Annotated in this window: 19 protein-coding genes, 1 tRNA gene and 1 pseudogene; 8 read left to right on the top strand and 13 right to left on the bottom strand. The window is 39.7% G+C overall.

Annotated features, from left to right (window positions below; genetic code table 11):
* Positions 1 to 369 precede the first annotated feature (369 nt).
* Together cls and PSI23_RS09380 are read left to right on the top strand one after the other, a co-directional pair.
* The gene (gene cls / locus PSI23_RS09385) at positions 370 to 1,830 is read left to right on the top strand and encodes a cardiolipin synthase (RefSeq protein WP_273554842.1); all 1,461 of its coding nucleotides are present in this window, start codon (positions 370 to 372) and stop codon (positions 1,828 to 1,830) included.
* Positions 1,831 to 1,993: 163 nt separating this feature from the next.
* Complete coding sequence (locus PSI23_RS09380) at positions 1,994 to 2,323, top strand: HI1450 family dsDNA-mimic protein (RefSeq protein ID WP_273554858.1); 330 nt, start codon at positions 1,994 to 1,996, stop codon at positions 2,321 to 2,323.
* A 112-nt stretch (positions 2,324 to 2,435) separates the two neighbouring features.
* Here PSI23_RS09380 and oppF read toward each other — a convergent pair whose 3' ends face one another.
* From oppF to PSI23_RS09345, 7 genes and pseudogenes are all read right to left on the bottom strand, one after another.
* A complete protein-coding gene (oppF, locus tag PSI23_RS09375; RefSeq protein WP_273554841.1) occupies positions 2,436 to 3,437 on the bottom strand; it encodes a murein tripeptide/oligopeptide ABC transporter ATP binding protein OppF in 1,002 nt (333 codons plus the stop codon).
* Positions 3,434 to 4,432 carry an ABC transporter ATP-binding protein gene (locus PSI23_RS09370; RefSeq protein ID WP_273554840.1) on the bottom strand — a complete coding sequence of 333 codons (999 nt, stop codon included), beginning with the start codon at positions 4,430 to 4,432 and terminating at the stop codon, positions 3,434 to 3,436. Before PSI23_RS09370 ends, oppF begins: the two co-directional genes overlap by 4 nt.
* Before the next feature lie 9 nt (positions 4,433 to 4,441).
* Positions 4,442 to 5,350 (bottom strand): oligopeptide ABC transporter permease OppC, encoded by a 909-nt coding sequence (oppC, locus tag PSI23_RS09365; RefSeq protein ID WP_273554839.1) that lies wholly within the window; start codon positions 5,348 to 5,350, stop codon positions 4,442 to 4,444.
* Positions 5,351 to 5,364: 14 nt separating this feature from the next.
* Positions 5,365 to 6,285, bottom strand: a complete 921-nt coding sequence (gene oppB / locus PSI23_RS09360) for an oligopeptide ABC transporter permease OppB (RefSeq protein ID WP_273554838.1) — start codon at positions 6,283 to 6,285, stop codon at positions 5,365 to 5,367.
* Positions 6,286 to 6,366: 81 nt separating this feature from the next.
* Positions 6,367 to 8,007: an oligopeptide ABC transporter substrate-binding protein OppA gene (gene oppA / locus PSI23_RS09355; RefSeq protein ID WP_273554837.1), complete on the bottom strand. Its 1,641-nt coding sequence runs from the start codon at positions 8,005 to 8,007 to the stop codon at positions 6,367 to 6,369.
* A gap of 121 nt (positions 8,008 to 8,128) precedes the next feature.
* The gene (locus PSI23_RS09350) at positions 8,129 to 9,769 is read right to left on the bottom strand and encodes an ABC transporter substrate-binding protein (protein WP_273554836.1); all 1,641 of its coding nucleotides are present in this window, start codon (positions 9,767 to 9,769) and stop codon (positions 8,129 to 8,131) included.
* A 626-nt stretch (positions 9,770 to 10,395) separates the two neighbouring features.
* Positions 10,396 to 10,611 (bottom strand): annotated as a pseudogene (locus tag PSI23_RS09345) (MarC family protein); the annotation flags it as partial.
* Positions 10,612 to 11,086: 475 nt separating this feature from the next.
* On the opposite strand from PSI23_RS09345, the gene adhE reads away from it, so the two are divergent.
* Positions 11,087 to 13,750 carry a bifunctional acetaldehyde-CoA/alcohol dehydrogenase gene (gene adhE / locus PSI23_RS09340; protein ID WP_273554835.1) on the top strand — a complete coding sequence of 888 codons (2,664 nt, stop codon included), beginning with the start codon at positions 11,087 to 11,089 and terminating at the stop codon, positions 13,748 to 13,750.
* A gap of 131 nt (positions 13,751 to 13,881) precedes the next feature.
* Here adhE and PSI23_RS09335 read toward each other — a convergent pair whose 3' ends face one another.
* Positions 13,882 to 14,478 carry a thymidine kinase gene (locus PSI23_RS09335; RefSeq protein WP_273554834.1) on the bottom strand — a complete coding sequence of 199 codons (597 nt, stop codon included), beginning with the start codon at positions 14,476 to 14,478 and terminating at the stop codon, positions 13,882 to 13,884.
* A gap of 644 nt (positions 14,479 to 15,122) precedes the next feature.
* On the opposite strand from PSI23_RS09335, the gene hns reads away from it, so the two are divergent.
* Entirely contained in the window at positions 15,123 to 15,524 is a 402-nt protein-coding gene (gene hns / locus PSI23_RS09330; RefSeq protein ID WP_273554833.1) for a histone-like nucleoid-structuring protein H-NS, read from the top strand.
* Between the two features lie 228 nt (positions 15,525 to 15,752).
* On the opposite strand, the gene PSI23_RS09325 is transcribed toward hns, so the two are convergent.
* From PSI23_RS09325 to galU, 3 genes are read right to left on the bottom strand one after another with little or no spacing between them, the layout of a single operon-like run.
* The gene (locus tag PSI23_RS09325) at positions 15,753 to 16,769 is read right to left on the bottom strand and encodes an NAD-dependent epimerase (RefSeq protein ID WP_273554832.1); all 1,017 of its coding nucleotides are present in this window, start codon (positions 16,767 to 16,769) and stop codon (positions 15,753 to 15,755) included.
* An 8-nt stretch (positions 16,770 to 16,777) separates the two neighbouring features.
* Positions 16,778 to 18,121: a UDP-glucose dehydrogenase family protein gene (locus PSI23_RS09320; protein WP_273554831.1), complete on the bottom strand. Its 1,344-nt coding sequence runs from the start codon at positions 18,119 to 18,121 to the stop codon at positions 16,778 to 16,780.
* Between the two features lie 24 nt (positions 18,122 to 18,145).
* A complete protein-coding gene (galU, locus tag PSI23_RS09315; RefSeq protein WP_273554830.1) occupies positions 18,146 to 19,063 on the bottom strand; it encodes a UTP--glucose-1-phosphate uridylyltransferase GalU in 918 nt (305 codons plus the stop codon).
* 525 nt (positions 19,064 to 19,588) lie between these two features.
* On the opposite strand from galU, the gene PSI23_RS09310 reads away from it, so the two are divergent.
* The 3 genes from PSI23_RS09310 to PSI23_RS09300 all read left to right on the top strand — a co-directional run bounded on the left by PSI23_RS09310 (position 19,589) and on the right by PSI23_RS09300 (position 21,274).
* Positions 19,589 to 20,050 carry a YchJ family protein gene (locus tag PSI23_RS09310; protein ID WP_273554829.1) on the top strand — a complete coding sequence of 154 codons (462 nt, stop codon included), beginning with the start codon at positions 19,589 to 19,591 and terminating at the stop codon, positions 20,048 to 20,050.
* 67 nt (positions 20,051 to 20,117) lie between these two features.
* Entirely contained in the window at positions 20,118 to 20,966 is an 849-nt protein-coding gene (gene purU / locus PSI23_RS09305) for a formyltetrahydrofolate deformylase (RefSeq protein WP_273554828.1), read from the top strand.
* Positions 20,967 to 21,189: 223 nt separating this feature from the next.
* Positions 21,190 to 21,274, top strand: a tRNA-Tyr gene (locus tag PSI23_RS09300).
* 531 nt (positions 21,275 to 21,805) lie between these two features.
* Here PSI23_RS09300 and PSI23_RS09295 read toward each other — a convergent pair.
* A complete protein-coding gene (locus tag PSI23_RS09295) occupies positions 21,806 to 22,669 on the bottom strand; it encodes a helix-turn-helix domain-containing protein (protein WP_273554827.1) in 864 nt (287 codons plus the stop codon).
* A gap of 651 nt (positions 22,670 to 23,320) precedes the next feature.
* Between PSI23_RS09295 and xthA the strand changes: the two genes are divergently transcribed.
* Positions 23,321 to 24,127 (top strand): exodeoxyribonuclease III, encoded by an 807-nt coding sequence (gene xthA / locus PSI23_RS09290; RefSeq protein ID WP_273554826.1) that lies wholly within the window; start codon positions 23,321 to 23,323, stop codon positions 24,125 to 24,127.
* 70 nt (positions 24,128 to 24,197) lie between these two features.
* On the opposite strand, the gene PSI23_RS09285 is transcribed toward xthA, so the two are convergent.
* A complete protein-coding gene (locus PSI23_RS09285) occupies positions 24,198 to 26,129 on the bottom strand; it encodes a DNA topoisomerase III (protein ID WP_273554825.1) in 1,932 nt (643 codons plus the stop codon).
* Positions 26,130 to 26,133: the final 4 nt, after the last annotated feature.

Below are 26,133 nucleotides of genomic sequence, written 5' to 3'. Positions count from 1 at the left end.
TGAATAACATTATTCTTAATCGTCACTATTAGAGATGTCAACCAATTGCCAATTTTGTCCACGAACCTGACACAAATAGTGTATTGTTCGAAAGTGTATTGCTCGAAATCATAAATTTAATAACTATTATAAATAATTCATGATTTATTCGTATCAAATTGTATACAGTTCATGAAGCTAACGTAAGCTATTAACTAGTTAAGTAGTAATGATATTCAACATAGTTAGTACCTCTTTTGTTAAAATTACTCTCTATTTAATTAATGATATTAAGTTGATCGTTTGCCCGAATTTCTAGAAACTTACGGTAATGACTGCATGAAATACTTAAATAAGCAGTACTTAAATAAACAGGATTGATTGCTACGTATGACAACTTTCTACTCTGTACTAAGCTGGCTGGCGATTTTCTTATACTGGTTAATTATTGCGGGTATCACCATCCGAGTTTTGATAAAACGTCGCCCTGTGACATCAGCAATGACTTGGGTACTTATTATTTACATCATCCCTTTAGTCGGTATCGTTGCTTATTTGTCATTCGGCGAATTGTATCTTGGCAAGCGTAGGGTTGAACAGGCCAAACAAATGCGCTCATCTGTAGCTAAATGGCTAGCAGAGTTAAGAAAATCCCCTCAAATTTTTGCCGATGAAAACAGTGAAGTTGCTACTCCACTGTTTCAACTGTGCGAACGTCGCCAAAAGCTCAAAGGTGTCAGAGGCAATAAAATGCAGTTAATGACATCTTATGATAACTCACTGAAAGCGATTGTTCATGATATCGAAAATGCCAAATACAATATCGAGATGGTGTTTTATATATGGCAATCCGGAGGGTTGGTTGATCAGGTTACTGATGCCCTGATGCGCGCAGCAAAACGCGGTGTGAAATGTCGAATTATGGTGGACTCAGCAGGAAGCTGGCAATTTTTCCGTAGCCCTTATCCTGATATTATGCGGAAGGCAGGTATTGCATTTGTCGAATCGCTAAAAGTCAACATATTCCGTTTATTCTTGCGTCGCATGGATTTACGTCAGCATAGAAAAATTATTCTGATCGATAATCATATTTCATACACTGGCAGCATGAATATGGTCGACCCACGTTTTTTTAAACAAGATGCCGGTGTCGGTCAATGGATCGATATTATGGTGAGAATGGAAGGCCCGGTTACAACAACATTGGGGATCATTTACGCCTTTGACTGGGAGATGGAAACAGGTCAGCGTCACCTTCCTTCCCCGCCAGACAGTATCATCATGCCCTTCGAGCAAACCAGTGGTCATACAGCTCAAGTTATTGCTTCCGGGCCAGGATTCCCTGATGAGTTGATCCAACAGTCCTTAATGACTGCTATTTTTTCTGCCCGCAAACAGCTTATTCTTACTACCCCATATTTTGTTCCCAGTGATGATTTAATGCATGCAATTTGTACTGCGGCTATGCGTGGTGTGGATGTCAACATCATTGTGCCAAGCCAGAACAACTCATTTCTTGTTCGCTGGGCCAGCCGTGCGTTTTTTTCAGAATTACTGGAAGCTGGCGTGAAAATTTATCAATTTGAAGATGGTTTGTTACATACCAAGAGTGTTTTGGTCGATGGACAACTCAGTATGGTCGGTTCTGTCAATTTAGATATGCGCAGCCTGTGGTTAAATTTTGAAATTACGGTTGTAATTGACGATGAACACTTTGGCAGTGATTTAACACGGGTTCAACAAGACTATATTATGCGTTCAACATTGCTTGCAAACAACAAATGGGAAAAACGTCCAGTGTGGCATCGTATTCTTGAACGTATTTGCTACTTTTTCAGCCCGCTTTTATAACTTCTGACAAATATAGCTCATGGCAAAAAACAGAAAGAAAGCAAATTAGTCAGTAATTCTTTCAACACGAATAAAAGTATTCATTCAATATAGAACATGTTTTAATTTCATTTTGTTATTAATCTCGGACATTGCCATTATGGAACATCAATCGACACATTCTATGCAATTGGATTTAAACAACCGAATGACTGAAGATGAAGCGCTTGAAAAAGCTTACGATATCTTTTTAGAACAAGCACTTTCTAATCTCGATCCGGCTGATAGTCTATTGTTTAATCTGCAATTTGAAGAACGGGGTGGCGCTGAATTATTGGGTCCTTCACGAGTCTGGCTTGAGCATGTTGATTTTGATTTGGATCCGGACTTTTTTTCAGAAGTTATTATTGGATTGGCGGAATCAGATGATGCCGAAATTGATGATATCTTTGCCCGGATCTTGATTTGTCGGGAAAAATCTCACTCTATCTGCCATATTCTGTGGAAAAAATAATAATTCTGTCTTTTTTAATATGTCTCCCTGACCGATAAAAATGCCCTCCAGTATGAGGGCATTGAATTTAAATTAGTGACAATGTCACGCAGATATATTTGCATAAAACTGACTAGAGAGGGTCAACCTTTAAGCAAGACACCGCATGTTTAAAGCTTCCCTCAAGCAATGGTCGGGTTTTGGCGCATTCAGCATCTGCCATTGGACAACGGGTGCGAAATACACATCCGGATGGGGGATTAATCGGTGAAGGGAGTTCTCCCTCCAACAATTCAATATGTTTGTTGCGTTCTTTGTCTGGATCGGGGATTGGCACTGCCGACATCAGAGCTCGGGTATATGGATGCAACGGATTATGATAAACCTCATCGTAAGTGCCTAACTCTACGGCATTCCCCAAATACATTACCAATACGCGGTCTGATATGTGTTTTACTATCGATAAGTCATGGGCAATAAATATCAGGGAAAGTCCCATTTCCCGCTGTAATTCCTGCAACAAGTTAACAACTTGTGCCTGAATGGAAACATCAAGTGCCGAAACAGGTTCGTCACAGATAACTAATTTAGGCTCCAGAATCAAAGCGCGAGCAATTCCAATACGCTGGCACTGCCCTCCAGAGAATTCATGAGGATAACGGTTTATCAGGTTAGGCAACAACCCTACCCGCATCATCATCTTTTTGACTTTTTCTTTTACCTCCCTATATTTCATTTTGGGGTGATAAGTTCTTAATGGTTCTGCAATAATATCACCAATGGTCATACGCGGATTCAACGATGCCAGAGGGTCTTGGAAAATCATCTGGATATCATTGCGGATATCCCGCCATTGCTTGTTATTCATATCCAGCAAGCTCTGACCAAGCCATGAAACTGCACCACCCGACGCTTTCACTAGCCCAATCACTGCCCTGGCAAGTGTTGATTTTCCGCAGCCAGATTCCCCCACAACTCCCAGTGTTTCACCTTCATACAACCTTAAGGTAACGCCATCTACCGCTTTTAAGGTTTTTGCCGATTGCCAAAGCCACTGTTTTCCATCTTTAATATCAAAATAAACTTTGAGATCGTCAACTTCCAATAAGACGCGTTTTTCAGCTATTGTGCTCATACCAATTCCTCCCGGAGTTTAAAGCAGGCACGCAAGCGCCCCATGCCAAATTTTTCCAACTGTGGCTCTTCACAAGCACAACGCTCAGTAGCAAATTGGCAACGTGGCTGGAATGGGCATCCCTTTGGCAAACGCAATAAGTTAGGAGGATTGCCTTGAATTGTTTCCAGCGCTTCTTCATTGCCATCCAGACGAGGAACAGCATTCAATAACCCGATAGAGTATGGATGTGTAGGATGGTAAAATACATCACGCGCCGTGCCATATTCCATTGTTCTCCCCGCATACATGACTAATACTTTGTCACAAATGCCGGCAACCACGCCCAAGTCATGGGTAATCATAATGATGGCAGTGTTAAACTCTTTTTTCAGCTCGTTGAGCAACGTCATGATCTGTGCCTGAACTGTTACGTCCAATGCAGTTGTTGGTTCATCGGCAATCAACAGCTTAGGTTGACACAATAGTGCCATTGCAATCATGACTCGTTGGCGCATACCACCAGAAAACTCATGCGGGTACATCTTCATGCGTTTACGCGCTTCCGGCATCTTAACGGCATCCAGCATGCGGATGGATTCTTCAAAAGCCTCGCTTTTACCCATATTTTTATGCAGCATCAATACTTCTGTTAATTGATCGCCCACACGCATATAAGGGTTAAGGGAAGTCATGGGATCTTGAAATATCATCGAGATCTCTTCTGCCCTCATCTGGTTCAACTCTTTTTCTTTCAGATTGAGAATTTCTCGTCCATTAAAGGTGGTCGAACCACTGACAGAACCGTTACTGGCCAATAACCCCATTAACGCAAACGCCGTCTGTGATTTACCTGAGCCAGATTCCCCCACGATCCCCAGTGTTTCCCCGGCCTGTAAGTCAAAATTCAATTTGTTCACGGCAGTCACATTGCCGTCAGGAGTGCTGAATACTACATTCAGGTCTTTTACTGATAAAAGTAATTCAGCATTTTTCGAAGTTTCTACGTTATTCATAGGCTCTCCTTAACGGTCTTTCGGGTCGAGGGCATCTCGCAGGCCGTCACCAATAAAGTTAAAACAAAACAGAGTCATTACCAGAAAGCCTGCCGGAAATAACAGTAACCACGGGGCCACTTCCATTGAGTTGGCACCATCACTTAACAAAGCTCCCCAACTACTGAGTGGTTCCTGAGTTCCCAAGCCAAGGAAGCTCAAAAACGATTCAAACAAGATCATACTGGGGACGAGCAATGAGGCATAAACCACTACAACACCCAATACGTTTGGCACGATATGACGCAAAACGATATGGCGGGTAGAAACCCCACCAACCAACGCGGCTTCAATGAATTCCTTGCGTTTTAAACTCAATGTCTGACCACGGACGATACGCGCCATATCCAGCCACGACACCATGCCTATCGCAACGAAAATTAACAGGATGTTTTGACCGAAGAAAGTAACCAGAAGGATAACGAAGAACATGAATGGGAAAGAATTGAGGATCTCTAACAAACGCATCATGACCATGTCAATTTTGCCGCCGAGATAACCTGACGTTGCACCATATAGGGTGCCAAATAACACGGCAATCAAAGCTGCGGCAATTCCGACCATCAATGAAATACGTCCGCCAATAGCTACACGAACCAACAAATCACGTCCCGATGAGTCAGTGCCAAAATAGTGTTTGGATTCAAAATCCGGCGGCATCGTCATCATATTCCAATCAGTGTCATCGTAAGCAAATTGGGACAGCATCGGGGCTAAGATTACAAATAATGTGATTAGAAATAGAATACATAAACTCGTAATCGCTGCTTTGTTGTGTATAAAACGACGACGTGCATCCTGCCATAAACTACGACCTTCAATTTCCAGTTGCTCAGAAAAATTTTCCAGAGCTTCGCTATTTTTTTTGTTCAGTAACATTGCGTGCTCCAGTCTTAGTAACGAATTTTCGGATCAATGACGGCATACAGCACATCAACAATGGCATTAAACATAATGGTCAAGCCCCCCACCAAAATCGTCAAACTAAGTACCAGTGAGTAATCACGGTTTAATGCGCCATTAACAAACAATTGCCCCAGCCCCGGTAAACCGAAAATAGTTTCGATAACCATGGAACCTGTAATGATGCCGACGAATGCTGGACCCATATAAGAAATAACTGGCAATAAAGCGGGTTTTAGTGCATGACGGAAAATAATCTTCCGCAATGGCAAGCCCTTAGCTCGTGCTGTACGAATAAAGTTGGAGTGTAAGATTTCGATCATAGAACCACGGGTAATACGGGAGATACTGGCAATATAGGAGAGGGAAAGTGCGACCATCGGCAAGAGCATATATTTAGGTGCTCCACCATTCCAGCCTCCCCCCGGTAACCATTTTAATGTAATGGCGAATATCAAAACTAATAAGGGAGCAACCACGAAACTGGGTATCACAACCCCTGTCATGGCAAACCCCATCACCGTGTAGTCCCATTTTGTATTCTGGTTCAATGCGGCAATAACCCCTGCACTGACACCGAATATTACTGCCATAACAAAGGCTGCCAATCCCAATTTAGCAGAAACAGGCAAAGCTTCTGCAACCAGATCATTTACACTGTAGTCTTTATATTTGAATGAAGGACCAAAATCCCCTTTGGAAAGCTGGATTAAGTAATTGAAATATTGTTTATAGATAGGGTCATTCAGATGATATTTCGCTTCAATATTTGCCATAACTTCTGGCGGTAGCTTCCTTTCCCCTGTAAATGGGCTACCCGGTGCAAGCCGCATCATAAAAAACGAAATAGTAATAAGTATAAAAAGTGTCGGGATCGCCTCTAAGCAGCGGCGCAAAATAAATTTTAGCATTGCCCGTTCCTATTGTTTAGCCAAACCATGGCTTTTAATTATCTGACAAGCGGATGACCCAAGCGGATCATCCACTAATTCCTAATGTTTTATTATGTATAGATCTTTGGTATGGAAATTATCTAATGGATCCTTTCCGGTATAACCACCAATATAAGGTTTTAGTAAACGAGTATTTGTATAGTAATAGATTGGAACAATCGCAGAATCTTTATCCAATTGAGCATTAGCTTTGGCATAAACTTCAGCTCGTTCTTCATCAGTTTTTACTTGGAGTGATTGTTTCATTAATGCATCAAATTCTTTGCTCTTATAGTGAGAAGTATTGTTACTACTATCGGATAACATGGGATTTAGGAAGGTAGAGGCTTCGTTATAATCAGCACACCATCCAGCACGGGCAATGTCATAATTACCCTGATGACGGGAATCAAGGAAAGTTTTCCATTCCTGATTTTCGAGGGAAACATCAATACCGATATTCTTTTTCCAAATGGAAGCTGCGGCAATGGCTAATTTTTTATGCAGATCGGAAGTGTTGTACAGTAGTTTAATTTTCAGGGGATTATCTTTAGTAAATCCAGCCTCAGCTAAAAGTTTTTTCGCTTCTTCATTACGCTGCTGCTGATTCAATTTAGCATACCAGTCTGGTTTTTCATCTTTAAAATCGGCGATATAGGGTGGTGTATATCCATAAGCTGGTATATCCCCCTGATTTTTCACCTTATTAGTCATAAGATCCCTATCCATACCCAGCTTCAGTGCTGTACGTACTCGTGGGTCGTTAAATGGTGGCCTTTCATTATTAATTTCGTAGTAGTAAGTGCACAATTTCGGGTTAATACGTAATTGTTCAGGGATCTCTTTTTTCAATTTTTGGAATAATTCAATCGGTAAGTTGTCATAGCTCATCTCAATTTCGCCAGCCCGATAGCGGTTAACGTCAGTGACTTCAGAGGAAATAGGCAGCACAGTAACTTGATTAATGATTGTATTTTTATTATCCCAATAAGTCGGACTACGTTCGAAGATAAGGCGTTCATTGATTACCCAACTCTTCAATTTATAAGCGCCATTGCCAACAAAATTTTGTGGTTGTGTCCATCTCTCACCGTATTTTTCTACGGTTCCACGATGGACTGGTGATGTACTTGTATGAACAAGCAATCTGACTAGATAAGGCACAGGTTCGCTGAGTGTTAATTCTAACGTATGATCATCCAATGCTTTGACACCCAATGTTTCCGGCTTTTGTTTACCTCTGATGATATCGTCAACATTAAGAATATGAGCATATTGAAGAAAACTTGCATAAGGGGATGCGGTATTTGGATCTGTTACACGACGCCAGCTGTAAACAAAATCCTGTGCAGTGACAGGGTCACCATTAGACCATTTTGCATCTTTACGCAGATGGAACGTCCAAACCTTAAAATCCTTATTTTCCCAACTTTCTGCAACTCCCGGTATAATTTTACCGTCAGGGTCATTGATCACCAGAGTTTCAAACAAATCACGTGCGATGTTAGATTCAGGCACACCTTCAATTTTATGCGGATCCAATGATTGGGGTTCAGAGCCATTATTACGAACCAACACCTGTTTTGCAGCGTCAGCAAGTTGCACGCCAGTGGGCACTTGCGCTGCAAAGGACTGCCCCATCATCATGCCCAGAGCTACCGTAATGCCAATAGCAAGTTTTTTCTTTGTTGTGTTTATCATCTTCTTACTCCACTTGAAATCATCTGACCCATTAAAGTCATATCCACACATTGGGATGGTTATTATCCGTGTGCAAAAATAACCATTTCGTTTACAGCAAGACAATACTTTGTAATGACAATCAATTATTCACCTTTTTAATGTATAAATTTTTTAAGTCGACATAATCCAGTGGATCTTTTCCTGTTATTCCCCCAACCGTCGGACGAATGAGGCGCACACTGACACGGTAATAAACCGGTATTAATCCTGAATCTTTATCAAGCTGAGCTTCAGCCAACTGATAAAGCTCCTTACGTGTAGCGTCGTCTTTAGCAGTAAGTGCCTGATTAAGATAATTATCGAAAGCGGTGCTTTGATAGAACGTGGTATTGTTGCTGCTACTCGACGACAACATATTCAAGAAAGAAGAGGGTTCATTATAATCGCCACACCATGTCGCTCTCGCGACATCATAATTTCCTTGATGGCGGTTCTGGAGAGAGGTTTTCCACTCCTGATTTTGCAAAGTGACCTTCGCACCAATATTTTTTTGCCACATAGAAGCCGCAGCGATGGCTTGTTGTTTATTTTGTTCTGATGTGTTGTACAACAAAGCGAATGTAAGAGGATTACTGGCATCAAAACCAGCTTCTCTCAACAATTCCCTTGCCCGTTGATTACGCTGTTCTTGTGTCCAACCTGCCCATTTTGGATTGAGGGTCAAACCGCCACCAATATAAGTTGGAGTAAATCCATACGCGGGGATTTGCCCCTGCCCCATAATTCTTTCCGTGATAATATCCCGATCAAGACTCAGTTTTATGGCTTCACGTACCCGCTTATCTTTAAACAGCGGTTTCTGGTTATTGATTTCGTAGTAGAACGTGCACAGATAAGATGAAATTTTTAATTGATCAGGAATATCCCGTTTCATTTTTTTGTGCAGCTCAGGAGGAATGGCACTGTCAGTAATATCAACTTCCCCGCTACGATAACGGTTAACATCACTAACTCCTGAGACAATAGGCAGGAAAGTGCCTTTTTCAATGATGGTTTCTTTATTATTCCAGTACTGAGAATTACGCGTTAGAATAATTCGCTCATTGACCACCCAATCTTTCAATACATAAGCTCCATTACCAATATAATTTTCTGGCAATGTCCACTTATTATCCCATTTTTCAACAACATCCTGTCTGACGGGTTTTACTGCTGTATGGCTCAACATATCAACCAGATAAGGAACCGGCTGACTAAGTGTGATTTGAAAACGGCGCTTATCCAGTGCTTTAACGCCCAGTTGTTCTGGTGACTTGATGCCTTTCAGAATATCGTCAACATTCTGAACATAGGCATATTGTAAATAACTGGTATAGGGCGACCCTGTGCTTGGATCGGAGAGACGACGCCAACTGTAGACAAAATCCTGCGCAGTAACAGGCTTACCATCATTCCATTTGGCATCGTCACGCAAATAGAATGTCCATACTTTATAACCTTCATTTTCCCATCTTTCTGCCACACCAGGTACAGTTTCGCCATTTGGCCCGGTAGTTACCAACCCTTCCAACAAATTGCGGATAATGGCAGTTTCTGGATGACCTTCAACTTTATGCGGATCCAATGAAGTGACTTCAACCCCATTGTTAACGGTGATTTCTTGTTTTTCGGCGAGTGTCACTCCTGCGGGAATAGTCGCAGCAATGCCTTGTACAGCAGGAAAAGATAATAAAACGATACTCGAAATCAACTGACCCAACTTTGATGTTTTTTTTCTCATTTTTCTTTTTCGCTCCAAATTATAAATCTACTAACTCCAATAATTTACTTATCACGTTAACAAATGGTAATTAACATCACTAAAAAACTATGACCACATAATAATTGTTATATAGTTTTTATAATAAATTTATTAAAACATTAAGATAATTCATTACCCTTGTATATAATCCATTCATATAATTAATGTAAGGTGGTGATAGCAATAGATTTTATTCTGTTATCTCAAGGTGAGATTCATAAAATCCCATTGAAATAGAAAATAAACATTATTTTAACAAAATGCAATCACTGCAGAGTGAAACTTCGCCTTCATCACAAAACAGTGAAACAAGCCACCAACCAGATAAGATTATGAAAAGCAAAATAGTGTGAAAAATCACAGTATTATTTTGAGAAAAATACAGACTAAAAAGGAATAAAATATAAACAATGATTTCAAGGAAACAAGGCAATTACGCAGAAATGATGTTATTGACCAATCACACTTTAATTGGTTATTTATTAGTTAAAATTTGTTTAATACACTCTCATCTTGAGTATAAAATTTCATCTCATTACATTAATGGGTTAAATAAATACATAAGTTATCTTTGCTATATCACAGTAATCGTGGCTCTAACCATACCCAAACACATAAAGGATCAAATCACCAACCAATAATGAAAGGCATAAGATGATGGCAACAGATAAATTTGCCATAAGATTGGTTTTATGACGCCCTTGTATTGTTTGGTAATTCGTCATACTAATGAAAACAGGTAAGACACCGACCGAATTTACTAAAGCAAACAACCCCAAAAATTTAATATATCCAGAAAGCCCCAGTAATGATTCACCCACAATTAGCCCCTTTCATGCAAATAAAAAATGTGGAGCAACACCTAAAAAATACAGTACATCAAGGCTATTTCGTTACGTTAAATCAATTAATCCGATAATTCCTGCCAAGGAATAACAATTTGCCTATAATAAGACAAAGTTAACAAAGTGTATCTTTAGAGTTAAGGAAACATTTAAAACCACCCAAATATCAACTCAATTCAGTGTTCCAAACACAACAGCTGAATTGAGTCAGCTTAATGTTTTCATGATCTAAATCACAATACAAAAGTCTATAAATGGTAAGCTGGATTCAACCTAAAATTTCAAGGAAAAAACTATTCCTATATCAATTATTTTGTTAAGCAATTTTTTAAGGTAATTAGCGGTATTCACGATTAAATCCAAACGATTAATCTCATAATATTATTTGATAATTTAATCATCTTGCAGCTAATTACCTTAAAAAATTTAACATTTATCAGGAGTAATTTTTATGGCTGTAACTCAGATCTCAGAACTCAATGAATTAGTTGCTCGCGTAAAAAAAGCCCAACATGAATTTGCTAATTTTTCTCAAGAGCAAGTTGACCGAATTTTCCGAGCTGCTGCTCTTGCTGCTGCTGATGCCCGTATTCCATTGGCTAAATTAGCTGTATCTGAATCTGGCATGGGAATTGTGGAAGACAAGGTGATTAAAAACCACTTTGCTTCTGAATATATCTATAACGCTTATAAAGACGATAAAACTTGCGGTATCTTATCTGAAGATAATACTTTCGGTACCATTACTATTGCTGAACCTATTGGCTTAATTTGCGGTATTGTTCCAACAACAAACCCAACATCTACTGCAATTTTCAAAGCGCTTATCAGCCTGAAAACCCGTAATGGTATTATTTTCTCTCCTCATCCACGCGCCAAAAAAGCAACTAATAAAGCAGCTGAAATCGTCTTAAACGCAGCGATTGAAGCAGGCGCACCAAAGGATATCATTGGTTGGATAGATGAACCTTCCGTTGAGCTTTCAAATGCCCTAATGCACCACCCTGATATTAATCTCATTTTGGCAACAGGTGGCCCAGGCATGGTAAAAGCTGCCTATAGCTCAGGCAAACCCGCGATTGGTGTTGGTGCTGGTAATACCCCTGTCGTGATTGACGAATCAGCAGATATCAAACGCGCCGTCGCATCCATCCTGATGTCTAAAACGTTTGATAATGGCGTGATTTGTGCTTCAGAACAATCAGTCATCGTCGTTGATTCGGTGTATGAGCAAGTCCGTGAACGATTTTCAACTCACGGTGGATATCTTCTCCAGGGCAAAGAGCTAAAAGCCGTTCAAGACGTTATTTTGAAAAATGGCAACTTAAATGCAGCAATTGTTGGTCAGCCAGCAACAAAAATTGCTGAAATGGCCGATATCGATGTACCTGAAAATACTAAAATTCTTATCGGTGAAGTTATTCTGGTAGATGTAGCAGAACCCTTTGCCCATGAAAAATTATCACCACTGCTTGCCATGTACCGAGGAAAGAACTTTGAAGATGCTGTTGAAAAAGCCGAGAAACTGGTTGAGATGGGAGGTATTGGGCACACTGCATGCCTCTATACCGAACAAGATAATCAGGAGGAACGCATTAAATATTTTGGCGACAAAATGAAAACAGCACGTATTTTGATCAACACGCCTGCATCTCAAGGCGGTATTGGCGACTTGTATAACTTTAAGCTGTCCCCTTCTCTGACACTGGGTTGTGGTTCTTGGGGGGGGAATTCTATTTCTGAAAACGTTGGACCAAAACACCTGATCAATACGAAAACCGTCGCCAAAAGAGCCGAAAATATGTTGTGGCACAAACTTCCAAAATCAATCTATTTCCGACGCGGTTCTTTGCCTATCGCATTGGAAGAAGTCGCTACCGATGGTACTAAACGCGCCTTTATTGTAACCGACCGTTTTTTATTCAATAACGGCTATGCCGATCAGGTTATTAATGTCTTGAAACCTTATGGCATTGAAACCGAAGTGTTCTTTGAAGTCGAAGCAGATCCAACATTGAGCATCGTCCGCAAAGGCGCTGAACAAATGCATCTGTTTAAACCTGATGTCATCATTGCCCTTGGTGGTGGTTCCCCCATGGATGCTGCCAAAATTATGTGGGTGATGTATGAGCATCCCGAAACACATTTTGAGGAACTGGCTTTGCGATTTATGGATATCCGCAAACGTATCTATAAATTCCCGAAAATGGGTGTGAAAGCTAAAATGGTTGCCATTACCACCACATCAGGTACAGGTTCAGAAGTAACACCTTTTGCGGTTGTAACCGATGACATAACCGGACAGAAATATCCTTTGGCAGACTACGCACTGACCCCCGATATGGCGATTGTCGACGCAAACCTGGTTATGAATATGCCAAAATCTCTAAGTGCCTTTGGTGGTCTGGATGCAGTGACCCACGCACTGGAAGCCTATGTTTCTGTTTTAGCCAATGAGTATTCTGATGGTCAGGCATTGCAAGCATTAAAGCTACTGAAAGATTTTCTACCTGCCAGTTATCACGAAGGCGCAAAGAATCCCGTTGCCCGCGAACGTGTTCATAATGCAGCCACCATAGCTGGTATTGCCTTTGCCAATGCATTCTTAGGAGTATGTCACTCCATGGCCCATAAACTGGGCTCTGAGTTTCATATCCCACATGGTTTAGCTAATGCGCTATTAATCTGTAACGTGATTCGCTACAACGCTAACGATAACCCGACAAAACAAACTGCATTCAGCCAATATGACCGCCCACAAGCGCGACGTCGCTATGCAGAAATTGCAGACCATTTGGGGTTAACCGCATCAAGTGATCGTACCGCTGTCAAAATTGAAAAACTATTGGCTTGGCTAGAAGAAATGAAATCTCAACTAGACATCCCAGCTTCAATTCGTGAGACAGGTGTGCAAGAAGCTGACTTCCTGGCTAAAATCGATAAACTCGCAGAAGATGCATTTGATGATCAATGCACCGGTGCTAACCCACGTTATCCATTAATTTCTGAACTGAAACAACTGTTGTTAGATTCTTTTTATGGCTGTGAATTCACAGAACAGGTCAGATCTAAGGAAGCAGCAAAAGCAAATAGAAAAAATAATAAGAAATTATAGGCTGATTGATAAAACTTAAAAGGCGTTGGAGCAATCCAACGCCTTTTATTATTTTATTTTCTAACCTATTATTTCTTAGCCTATTTCTTAGCGTAATAATTTTATACCACTCGATTACAATTGGTGGCGTATTAGATCTTTTTTGCCTTAGCTTCATGAATAACGTCAGTATAGTGCCTACGACACACAGATATGTATTTTTCATTACCGCCGATATCTACCTGAGCCCCATCGTAAACAACACCACCATCGCTGCCAAAACGGAGCACACGGCTAGCTTTTCTCCCACAATGACAAATTGTTTTCAGCTCCACCAATTTATCTGACCACGCGAGAAGATATTCACTTCCACTAAATAACTCACCTTGAAAATCGGTCCTCAAACCATAACAAAGAACAGGGATATCATCATAATCTACAATTTCACAAAGTTGTTCGACATGTTCTTTCGTCAAGAATTGGCATTCATCAATCAAAACGCAATGAACTTTTTCTGCCTCATTTTCACTTCTGATAAGCTCAGCAATATTTGTTTTTGGTGAAAACAACAAAGCTTCAGCGGATAAGCCAATACGGGAACTGACCTTTCCTTTACCGAATCGAGTATCGATTTCCGCTGTAAAGATCAGCGTTCTCATTCCTCTTTCGTTATAGTTATAGGAAGATTGTAATAAGGAAGTTGATTTCCCTGCGTTCATGGCAGAATAATAAAAATAAAGCTGAGCCATTGGCCCGTCCATCCTCTTGTCAAATTTAATCAGGTGATATATCAGCGTTAGTTTATCACAAACTCTGAACGAGATTATCCTTGTTATTGTCAAATATGGAGTAGCAGAAACGAATTAGAATGAATAAGAAGAGATTATTTTCATGAGAATTATCACATTTGCGTATATAAAATCAACACTATAAGTATTTACTGCGTGCCAAATGAACAAAGTCAACATCAAAAGTAAATCGTTATTTCATTCCCATCATTTGAATATTAATAATCATGGTGGTTTACTTTTGTTCAATTCACACACCTTAATCATAACCAATGGATTATACATAAAAAAACTTCCTTCCCACTCTTGCTCTTCAGCTTATTCATAGCAAAACAATTAACATTACTTACGAATTGACTATAAATTAGTTTTATACCTCATGATTTCTCCCTTACTAAACTTTACAGTAATCCTTCTTCATACTTATTGAAAAATGGTAAGCTCAATAGCAGAATTAAAACACAATATATCGATTATCAAAAAAATTGCATTTTAAAATGACATGTTTTAGTCTGAGAAAGTAAATTCACTATTGCAGAAAATAAAATAGCATTCTATTATTATCCCTACATCAGCCATCATCATTATAATTTGAGACCAGGACAATGAGCGAGAATTTAAAATCTTTAAATAACATCCGTACCTTGCGCGCGCAAGCTAGAGAATGTGAACTTAGTACTTTAGAAGAAATGCTGGAAAAACTTACAACTGTTGTTGAAGAACGTCGCGATGAAGACAGTCAGGCTCGTGCACAAATAGAAGAGCGTACACGTAAACTTCAAGAATACCGTGAAATGCTGGAGAAAGACGGTATTGAATTAAGCGATTTAGTAGATGCTTTAAGTGGTAAAGCTACTGGTAAATCTAAACGTGCTGCACGTCCAGCTAAATATTCATACGTTGATGAAGGTGAAATTAAAACCTGGACTGGCCAAGGCCGTACACCAGCTGTAATCAAAAAAGCAATTGATGAAGAAGGCAAAAAACTGGAAGATTTCTTAATCTAATCAGTTGTTTTGTGAACTTAATGACAAAAATACCCTATCAAGGGTATTTTTGTTTTATGATAAATATAACTAACTAGGTTAATTACGGGCTGATGTAGGAACGCGAAGAGTTATATTAATGACTAAGCCGTCTTAATATTCTCGATGTGATAAAAAAATTTAACACTAACTTAGTTTTTTATTAACATAATCTTATAAAAAAGGAGCTAATTGCTCCTTTTTCTATTTTCACTGTACCTGCTTCTGATAAAAGCCCAAATACCAATCTACAAACCGTTTCACCCCTTCCTTTACCGGAGTATTAGGCGAAAAGCCAATCTTATTGAAAAGTGCGCTTGAATCTGCACACGTTGATAATACATCGCCATCTTGAATTTCCATAAAATTTTTCTTTGCCTCAATCCCTAATGAGACCTCAATAGCTTCAATAAAATCACCCAGTTTTGTCGGCTGACCATTACCGATATTGTAAACTCGATATGGCGCAGAGCTGGCAGATATCTGCCCATCTTCAACTAACCAATCTTTATTTGAAGTAGGAATGATATCCTGCAATCTGATTATAGATTCAACAATGTCATCAATATATGTGAAATCTCTCACCATATTGCCATGATTATAAACATCAATCGACTTACCTTCTAACATAGTTTTAGTGAATTTAAATAAAGCCATATCAGGGCGTCCCCATGGACCATATACGGTAAAAAATCTCAATCCTGTTGTGGGCAGTTGATAAAGGTGTGAATAGCTGTGAGACATTAACTCATCAGCTTTTTTCGTTGCTGCATATAAAGAAACAGGATGATCAACAGAGTCATCTGTAGAAAAAGGTTGCTTTTTATTTAAGCCATATACTGAACTGGAAGAGGCATATAATAGATGTTCTACACAATGATGGCGGCAACCTTCAAGAATATTGATATGACCGATGATATTGGCATCTATATATGCCATTGGGTTTTCTATTGAATAACGTACACCTGGCTGAGCGCCTAAATGGATCACCCGCTGAAATTGATGTTTAGCAAACAATTCAGGTATTGCAACTCTGTCAGCCAGATCTAATTTCTCAAATTTAAAATTTGAATGAGGGAGTAATAAATTTAATCTCGCCCGTTTCAAATTAACGTCATAATAATCATTGAGGTTATCAATACCGACAACTTCATGCCCCATATTCAATAACCGCTGACTAACATGAAAACCAATAAAACCAGCAGAACCTGTAACTAAAAATTTCATATATTGACTCAAATGACTGGATTGATTGAGGCGCCACGGCCAATGCCATAGTATATAAAACCACGTGATTGCAGGCGTTCTGGATCATAAAGATTGCGTCCATCAAAAATTACAGGAGTTTTTAATGAATCCTTAATCACATCAAAATCAGGTGCTCTGAAATTTTGCCATTCTGTACAGATAATCAAAGCATCAGCACCTTTTAGTGCCGCTTCTTTTGTTCCCATTAAAGAGAGATTATCACGCTGCCCATAAATACGCTGAGCCTCCTGCATAGCTTCAGGATCATACGCCTGAACTTTGGCACCACATTCCCATAACGTTTCCATCAATACACAGCTTGATGCCTCACGCATATCATCTGTATTAGGCTTAAATGACAGTCCCCAAATAGCAAATGTTTTGCTTGATAAATCATTACCAAAATGGCGTTTTACAAAAGTAGGTAATTTGCTTTTCTGTTTCTCGTTAACCTGTTCCACTGCCTGAAGAATTTTTGGCGTATATCCAATTTGTTCAGAAGTCTGGATCAATGCCTGAACATCTTTAGGAAAACATGAGCCGCCGTATCCACATCCAGGGTAAATAAAGTGATATCCGATTCGTGAATCGGAACCAATTCCCTGACGTACATTTTCAATGTCCGCTCCCAGCATTTCTGCCAAGTTAGCAATTTCATTCATGAAACTGATTTTTGTCGCCAACATGCAGTTGGCAGCATATTTAGTCAGCTCCGCACTGCGAATATCCATGACGATCATACGATCATGATTGCGGTTAAATGGCTCATACAGTTCACGCATTACATCAACTACATCGTCATTATCACAGCCAATAATAATGCGCTCAGGACGCATACAATCAGCAACAGCGGCTCCTTCCTTCAAAAACTCAGGATTAGAGACAACATCAAACGGAAGCTCTATATTACGCCCGGCCAATGTTGCTTGCATCACTGCTCTGACTTTATCAGCCGTACCTACTGGCACAGTTGATTTGTCGACAATGACTTTATAACCATCCATATTTTCCGCAATGGTTCTGGCTACAGCAGTGACATACTTAAGATCAGCAGAGCCATCTTCATCAGGAGGTGTTCCTACTGCAATAAACTGTAATTTGCCATGAGCAATACCGGCTTTGGCATCCGTTGTAAAATTCAGCCGTCCTTCAGCATGATTTTTCTTTACTAAGGGCGTCAAACCCGGCTCAAAAATAGGAATTTGACCATTTTTCAGGTTTTCGACTTTTTTTGCATCAACATCAACACAAAGTACGTCATGTCCAACTTCAGCAAATACGGTTGCTTGCACTAATCCTACGTAGCCAATACCAAATACAGTAACTTTCATATCACACCTTAAAGTACTAGTAGATTATTTTTCAATCTGATCTTGCAAGGCCATGATCCAATCTGTGAAAGATTTGCCCAATTCATTATGTTTCATGCCATATTCAACAAATGCCTGCATGTAGCCCAATTTATTGCCACAATCATGGCTACGGCCCTGTAAGTGATAAGCCTCAACAGGCTCTTTTTCCATCAGCATGGCAATGGCATCTGTCAGTTGTATTTCATCTCCTGCTCCTGGCGCAGTTTTCGCCAATAATGGCCAGATTTTTTCGGATAATACATAACGACCAACAATGGAGAGATTCGATGGCGCTTCTTCTGGTTTTGGTTTTTCAACAACACGGACAATAGGTTTACTATCACCAGGCTGTAAATCCTCACCCAAGCAATCAACAATGCCATAATCCGAAACACTTTCCACAGGAACAGGTTCAACGAGGAGCTGGCTTGCGCCAGTACTGTTAAAGCGTGACAACATTTCGCTTAAATTATATTTTGATAGGTCAGTACTGTACTCATCCAGAATGACATCAGGCAGAATAACAGCAAACGGCTCATCACCAATAAGTGGTTTAGCACATAGCACGGCATGTCCCAATCCTTTTGCAATTCCTTGACGGATTTGCATGATTGTCACATGATTTGGACAGATAGACTGTATTTCGTCCAATAATTGGCGCTTAACTCTTTTCTCAAGAATCGCTTCCAACTCAAAACTAGTATCAAAATGGTTTTCTATCGAGTTTTTGGATGAATGTGTGACCAGAATGATCTCATTAATGCCAGCCTTGATACATTCATTGACGACATATTGAATCAGTGGTTTATCTACCAAGGGAAGCATTTCTTTCGGAATGGCTTTGGTTGCTGGCAACATCCGGGTCCCCAAACCAGCAACGGGTATAACAGCTTTTTTTACTTTTTTATTTATTACTGACATTACATCGTCTCCTACTACTATGTTTTCACTGAAAAACTCCTTTACAGCTTAAACAATAGCATTAACTCTCAGAAAAATTGTATGTGTGAAGAAAATCGCACCCGCACAAAATAATGCGCACAAGTATACCAGTTAATTCGACCAGATATACAGTGCGCTAGCTTCTAATCACATTTCAATGATTAGACATCAGGCATTACCATAAAATAAGGCTTAAAAGTGATAAATTTATTGAAGGAATTATCTTCAATATGTTAAAGGGAATTTTTCTATCCCAATGAATTCAAATAGCCAGTTAGTGAAGAGCAAAAAACTGGCTTATCTTCTACAATTAATATTCTCTTTCCTCGCAATTCTTTTTCATAACGTCAGCCTTTACCAAACATTGCAGCTCTTGCCCATATTCGAGTATCATCGATCGATGATAACCTAATAGATCTGTACTATTTATACTCTTTTATACTCTTCATATCTTTGCAAGATCACTGGTACTAACAGCAATCACTTTAAATAACTGGAGTTATTTTGACAAAAATGTGTCCCTGCGGCAGTGGCTCATCTTTCGCCCTTTGCTGTAGCTCCTATCTTGGAAACCATCATCCTGCCCCAAATGCTGAATCCTTAATGCGTTCCAGATATAGTGCTTACGTCACACAAAATGCAGATTATCTCATCGCTACCTGGCACCCAGATTGCGAGGCTGAACACTGGCGTACAGAAATAGAACAAAGTTTTGCTGGTGTACAATGGCTGGGATTAAATATCCTCGAAACTAATCAAGGAGAACATAATAACGAAGCCTATGTCGAATTTTCAGCTTGCTTTATTGAACAAGGAAAGCAAGATAGACAATTGATTCATGAGCGCTCACGTTTTTTGCGCATTGACCAATGTTGGTTTTATATAGATGGCATTCGTCCTCAAGTAGGCCGAAACAGCCCTTGCCCATGTGGTTCAGGCAAAAAATACAAGAAGTGCTGTGGTTAAATCAGTATCTAAATATTAAACATAACAATTCACACACAGTGAAAAATATTTAAGGATCTTGTAATCCATGCAAAACACAAACATGCAAAGAAAAATCTTGCGTACAATTTGTCCTGATTCCAAAGGATTAATCGCAAAAATCACAAATATTTGTTACAAACATCAATTAAACATCGTTCAAAATAATGAATTTGTTGATCATTGTACTGGACGATTTTTTATGCGTACCGAGCTAGAAGGTATTTTTAATGATGAAACCCTTCTGGCCGATTTGGATGACGCCCTGCCAACGGGTTCAAGCCGTGAATTAAATAAAGCAGGTCGACGCCGTATCGTTATCATGGTGACAAAAGAAGCACATTGCATTGGCGATATCTTAGTCAAAAGTGTCTATGGCGGGCTGGATGTCGAAATTGCAGCTGTTATCGGCAATCATACTACCTTGCAACAGCTGGTTGAACAGTTTGATATTCCATTCCATTACATCAGTCATGAGGGATTAACCCGCGAACAACATGATGAATCATTGATGGCTCAGATTGATCAATATAAACCTGACTATGTTGTGCTTGCTAAATATATGCGAGTCTTAACACCAACATTTGTTCAGCATTACCCGAATCAAATAATCAATATTCATCACTCATTCTTACCTGCATTCATCGGTGCACGCCCCTATCATCAGGCTTATGAGCGTGGTGTGAAAATTATTGGCGCAACGGCTCATTATGTAAATGACAATTTGGATGAAGGGCCAATCATCACTCAAGATGTAATAAATGTGGATCATACTTATACAGCTGAAGAGATGATGCGTGCAGGACTAGATGTTGAGAAAAATGTGTTGAGCCAAGCATTACACTGGGTATTTTCTCAGCGTGTCTTTGTATATGGTAACCGTACCGTTATTCTTTGATAAGATATGAAATAATAAAGTATTGCATCTATACCTGATAGGAGAAAATGTAACCTATAATAGATGGGTTCCTATTGATAGCATTACCCAATAGGTTACAATCCGATCACAGAGCTCACAAAACAAGCGCTCGATACTTTATTTTCAATTACCTACTTTACAGCGGCGGCTTATTTGATATTATGCCGTCCGCTGACAACGACAGCATACAATTCAAAAATCTGGTGGGGTTCCCGAGCGGCCAAAGGGAGCAGACTGTAAATCTGCCGTCACAGACTTCGAAGGTTCGAATCCTTCCCCCACCACCATCAAAGATTTACATTCCATTACATCCAAATCAAAAGAAAATTCTTTTAATGGTTTATAAACAGTAAGTTATAACGTAACAACGTGTAGAATGTATCGATTTGGAAAGTGCTAATGCGTTCAGCATAACTGTGGGCGGGGTGTAAAACTTTGTGCAGAGAAATGACGAGACGTGCAATATCTACATAAACCAACATCTGCATAAATCAATACCTACATAAACCGAAGGTGAGGAACGAAATGACGAACTCCCCTTCCTCACCACTATCAAGAATCTATTCCAAGCTCTCAATGCATTACAAAATCAACAAATGGCTACTTCATTGCTTACATTAATCGTCGAAGCTCATCGCTATTTGTTTAAAAAATCTGTTTAAAAAACCTGTTCAAAATAGACATGTTTGAAATAAAACAGATCAACAAAGCACTTCAGATTAACGACCAAATCAATGTTTTCAAAATTAATGCATTTGTTGGGCAAGTACCAATAGCGGAGCAAGGGATCTGATAGTTCGCTCCGCTTATGCAATCGGTTATTCCATATCGCTGACAGAGTCGATAAAACGATTTAACACGCTTGAATGAGATTTTGATTTGTAGACATAACACTGATTAAGTGCATCAGGCCGTGATATTGGAATGAAGCCTAGGCTTTCTCCCTCTTCCAACGCACCGGAGTGGGAATCTGTAATAAAAATATAATCACTTGACTGAATAAAATTGAGACAACATTCTATATTATCCATCTGACGAATATTAACTTTTTCTCCATTTTTTACCATTTCCTCTTCCAAACTCTTTATCAAATTGCCTTTATAGAGTACTGGGTCACATAACCATGTTCTCTTTTTCAACAATTGAGTAAAGTCCCCATTTACTTCATCCAATAACTCTCTACGGCAGCAGATCCCCAAATTTGGTCCATTAATTTTCCGCACAAGACTGAATCGATCACTAAGTACTTTTTCTGAACTTAAAATTATTGTATTGCCCTCATAGTCAACTATTTCATCAATGTTATCATAACTGAAGCGTAATATATTAACTTGAGCATTATTTCTGTCCGCTGCTTTATAAAGCGAAATCAGATGCTTTTTCTTACCCCAATCATGGTATATATTTACAACATTACAAATACTCCCGCTGATGTGTTTCTTTGTAATTTCTTTCTCTTTCAAATAGAGCTCTTTCAGGTCATTATATAACTCCACTCCGTCTTTGGTCAGAATCATCCCAAACTTCTCCCTTTTAAATAAGCGCTTTCCTAACGTCGCTTCAAAGTCTTTAATTGATTTAGCGACTGGGGGAGTCGTACGGTTCATCACTCTTGCCGCCTTGCTTAAAGAACCCATTTCCACCACCGCCATGAATGCTTCTAATTTACGAGAAAAAAACATAATTCACCGTTCCTATGTAACTTGTGGCTAAAATAATTTCCTTGAAATGGCCTTCTCATCAGGTAACCGCTAAATCAAACTTGATATTATGAAGGTATAATTTTGTACAATAAAAACAGATATTTTTCAAATGACATTTATATAAAATGCCAGTCCCTGATGCAATAATGCGGTTTAGGTGAACTATATTATTCACCCATATCATGATGAATATTCCATCGTGATTATAAGCCATTAATAAATATAACCATGGCCTACAAGTTCAAATTTCTATCAGAGATTGATTAACTCTTCTACTTTTTCATTAATTAATTTTTGTAACGCATGCCATAAAATAAATTTCAAGGACAAAAATCCTCACAGAAATTATAATATCAGGCATTAAATATAACACGCTATAACTAGTGGATTATAATATATACATTAATTTACCACTTGTTAATTCTGTATTTTTTTATTATTTAAAAAACGATTCGACACTCTAAATTTTGGCTAACGAGAGTATTATACTCAATATAGTATTATATATAGGAGTAAAATAGCGAGTTATAAAGATAGTCTGGTAAAATTTATTATTTAATAAATAGTTACATATTTATTTATATCTGCTAACATAAAAAACAAGAATATTCTATAGGTGATTATAACTATATGAAATTTATATCATTCAATATTAATGGGCTAAGAGCACGCCCTCATCAACTTGCTGCTATTGTTGAACAGCACCAACCTGATGTTATCGGATTACAAGAAATAAAAGTCCATGATGAAATGTTTCCTCTGGAAGAAGTGAGTAAATTAGGTTATCACGTCTTTTATCATGGTCAAAAATCACACTACGGTGTCGCCCTGCTGATCCGTCAACAGCCAGTAAATATCCGTAAAGGTTTTCCTACTGATGACAATGATGCACAACGCCGCATTATTATGGCCGATATCGAGACACCTCTTGGTTTATTAACTGTAATCAATGGCTATTTTCCTCAAGGGGAAAGCCGTGATCATCCGATTAAATTTCCTGCAAAAGAAAAATTTTATCAGGATCTACAGTCCTATCTAAACACTCACCATTCTCCTGAATCGCATATTCTGATTATGGGAGACATGAATATCAGTCCAACTGATCTTGATATTGGCATCGGAGAAAATAATCAAAAACGCTGGTTGAAAACTGGAAAGTGTTCTTTCTTACCCGAAGAAAGAGACTGGATGGAACGCCTGAAAAATTGGGGATTCATTGATACATTCCGAGCACAACATCCCGAAGTCAATGACCAATTTTCTTGGTTCGACTATCGTTCAAAAGGATTTGATGATAATCGTGGACTCCGCATTGATTTACTGCTTGCCAGCCAACCATTAGAAGAAAAATGCATCTCTTCTGGTATTGATTACGCTATTCGAAGCATGGAAAAACCGTCCGATCATGCCCCTGTTTGGACAGAGTTTAAAATATAAGCAGCGATCGTGAAACACAGCACCATTTATTATGGTGCTGTGTCATCATTTGGGTATGTACTTGACTGTACTAATCTTTCTTTGCCCTACTTTTACTGGATTTTGCCTGCTTTCCTTTCCTTTTTTTGGTACTAGCGGGAACAGGAGGCAGATCCCTAAAAGCTTTCAAATTACGATACTGTTTTGCCTGCCAGATTAATTGCTGCAATGTTTCCTGAAGCGGTAACATAAAATCCTGATAACGAAATTGCTTTTCGCTGATTTGCGTCAACCGAGATTCCCAGTGTGCAGTCATATCCGGTAATACCGCCATATCCGGCAATACATGGATCAAAGCCCTACCAGCCGGAGTAGCGTGAATATGGCGCCCTTTTTTGTACAGGAACTCTCGTTTGAAGAGCAGTTCGATTATCCCTGCTCTAGTCGCTTCAGTACCCAACCCATCGGTTGCACGCAACACCTTTTTCAAGGCCTTGTCCTGCACAAATCGAGCTATGCCAGTCATTGCAGACAATAATGTTGCATCAGTGAAAGGTCTTGGTGGTTGTGTCTGCCTTTCCACCACTTCCCCCTTTTCACACAACAATTCATCTCCTTTAGTAACAACGGGTAATGGAGTACCTTCATTCTCCTCATCCCGTTCCTTGTTGCCAAGCAAAGTTCTCCAACCCGCTTCTGCCAGAAAACGCGCCTTAGCGATAAATTTTCCGCCTGCAATATCAAGTTCAATCGTACATTTTCGGAAAACTGCATCAGGAAAAAACTGCATCAGGTACTGGCGGGCAATCAAGCTATAAATATGCCTTTCATTTTCTGTTAAATTGACTTGGCTACTGCGCGCAGTGGGAACAATTGCATGGTGGGCATCAACCTTCTTATCATCCCAACAGCGATTCTTTTTCTCTACATCCAATGCGTCCTGTGGGAGCAAATGTGCGGCATGAACCGAAATAGCATTCAAGACCGCATGACGCCCCACAAAATGTTCTTCCGGCAGGTAACGACTATCAGAACGTGGATAGGTGATCAACTTATGGGTTTCATAAAGCCGCTGACAAATATCAAGTACGTCCTGAGCACTCAAACCAAAACGTTTGGCCGCTTCAATCTGCAAAGATGAAAGGGAAAACGGTAATGGCGCAGTTTCTGATTCACGTTTGTCCTGATAAGCGGAAACATAGGCTGGTTGCCCTGTAATACGCGCCACGACATGCTCAGCCAATGGCCGGTGAATAATTCTCCCTTCTTCGTCCTGAAAATCAATGCAAGACTCACTTGGTTGCCATAAAGCTGTAAATCGCTCTTCATTTGGTGTAACAACATGAGCTTTGACTTCAAAGAAGTCTTTCGGCACAAAATGTTCTATCTCTTCATCACGACGCACAACCAACCCTAAAATGGGTGTTTGGACACGACCAACCGATAATACACCCTGATAACCCGCATTTTTGCCCAATAATGTATAAGCACGGGTCATATTGATGCCATAAAGCCAGTCTGCCCTGGCTCTGGCGAGTGCAGAAACACACAAGGGGATAAATTCCCGATTGCTCCTCAGCCGCTCAACGGCTTTTGTGACTGCCTGAGGATTCAGGTCATTAATCAGACACCGCTGGACATTCTGTTTTTTCTCAGTGTCCAGATCTAAAAAATCCAGTACTTCATCCACCAGCAATTGCCCTTCACGATCAGGGTCACCTGCATGGACTATTTCGTTCGCCCTTTCCAACAGGGATTTAATGGTGTTGAGCTGTTTAGCCACGGCTGCCCGTGGCTTCAACTGCCATTTTTCAGGAATGATCGGTAAATCACCCAATACCCAGCGAGCATAACGGCTATCGTAGGCACCTGGTTCAGCCTGCTCCAATAGGTGACCAACACACCAAGTCACAAACTGGTTATTACCGCATTCAATGAACCCATCCCCACGTCGATGTGGCTTTGGTAAAATATCTGCTATGGCTCTTGCGAGGCTGGGCTTTTCTGCAATAAAAAGACGCATGGAA

This window comes from Xenorhabdus yunnanensis (genome assembly GCF_028598805.1).
GTDB classification, from domain to species: domain Bacteria; phylum Pseudomonadota; class Gammaproteobacteria; order Enterobacterales; family Enterobacteriaceae; genus Xenorhabdus; species Xenorhabdus yunnanensis.
This window is presented reverse-complemented; position numbering and strand designations above follow the sequence as displayed.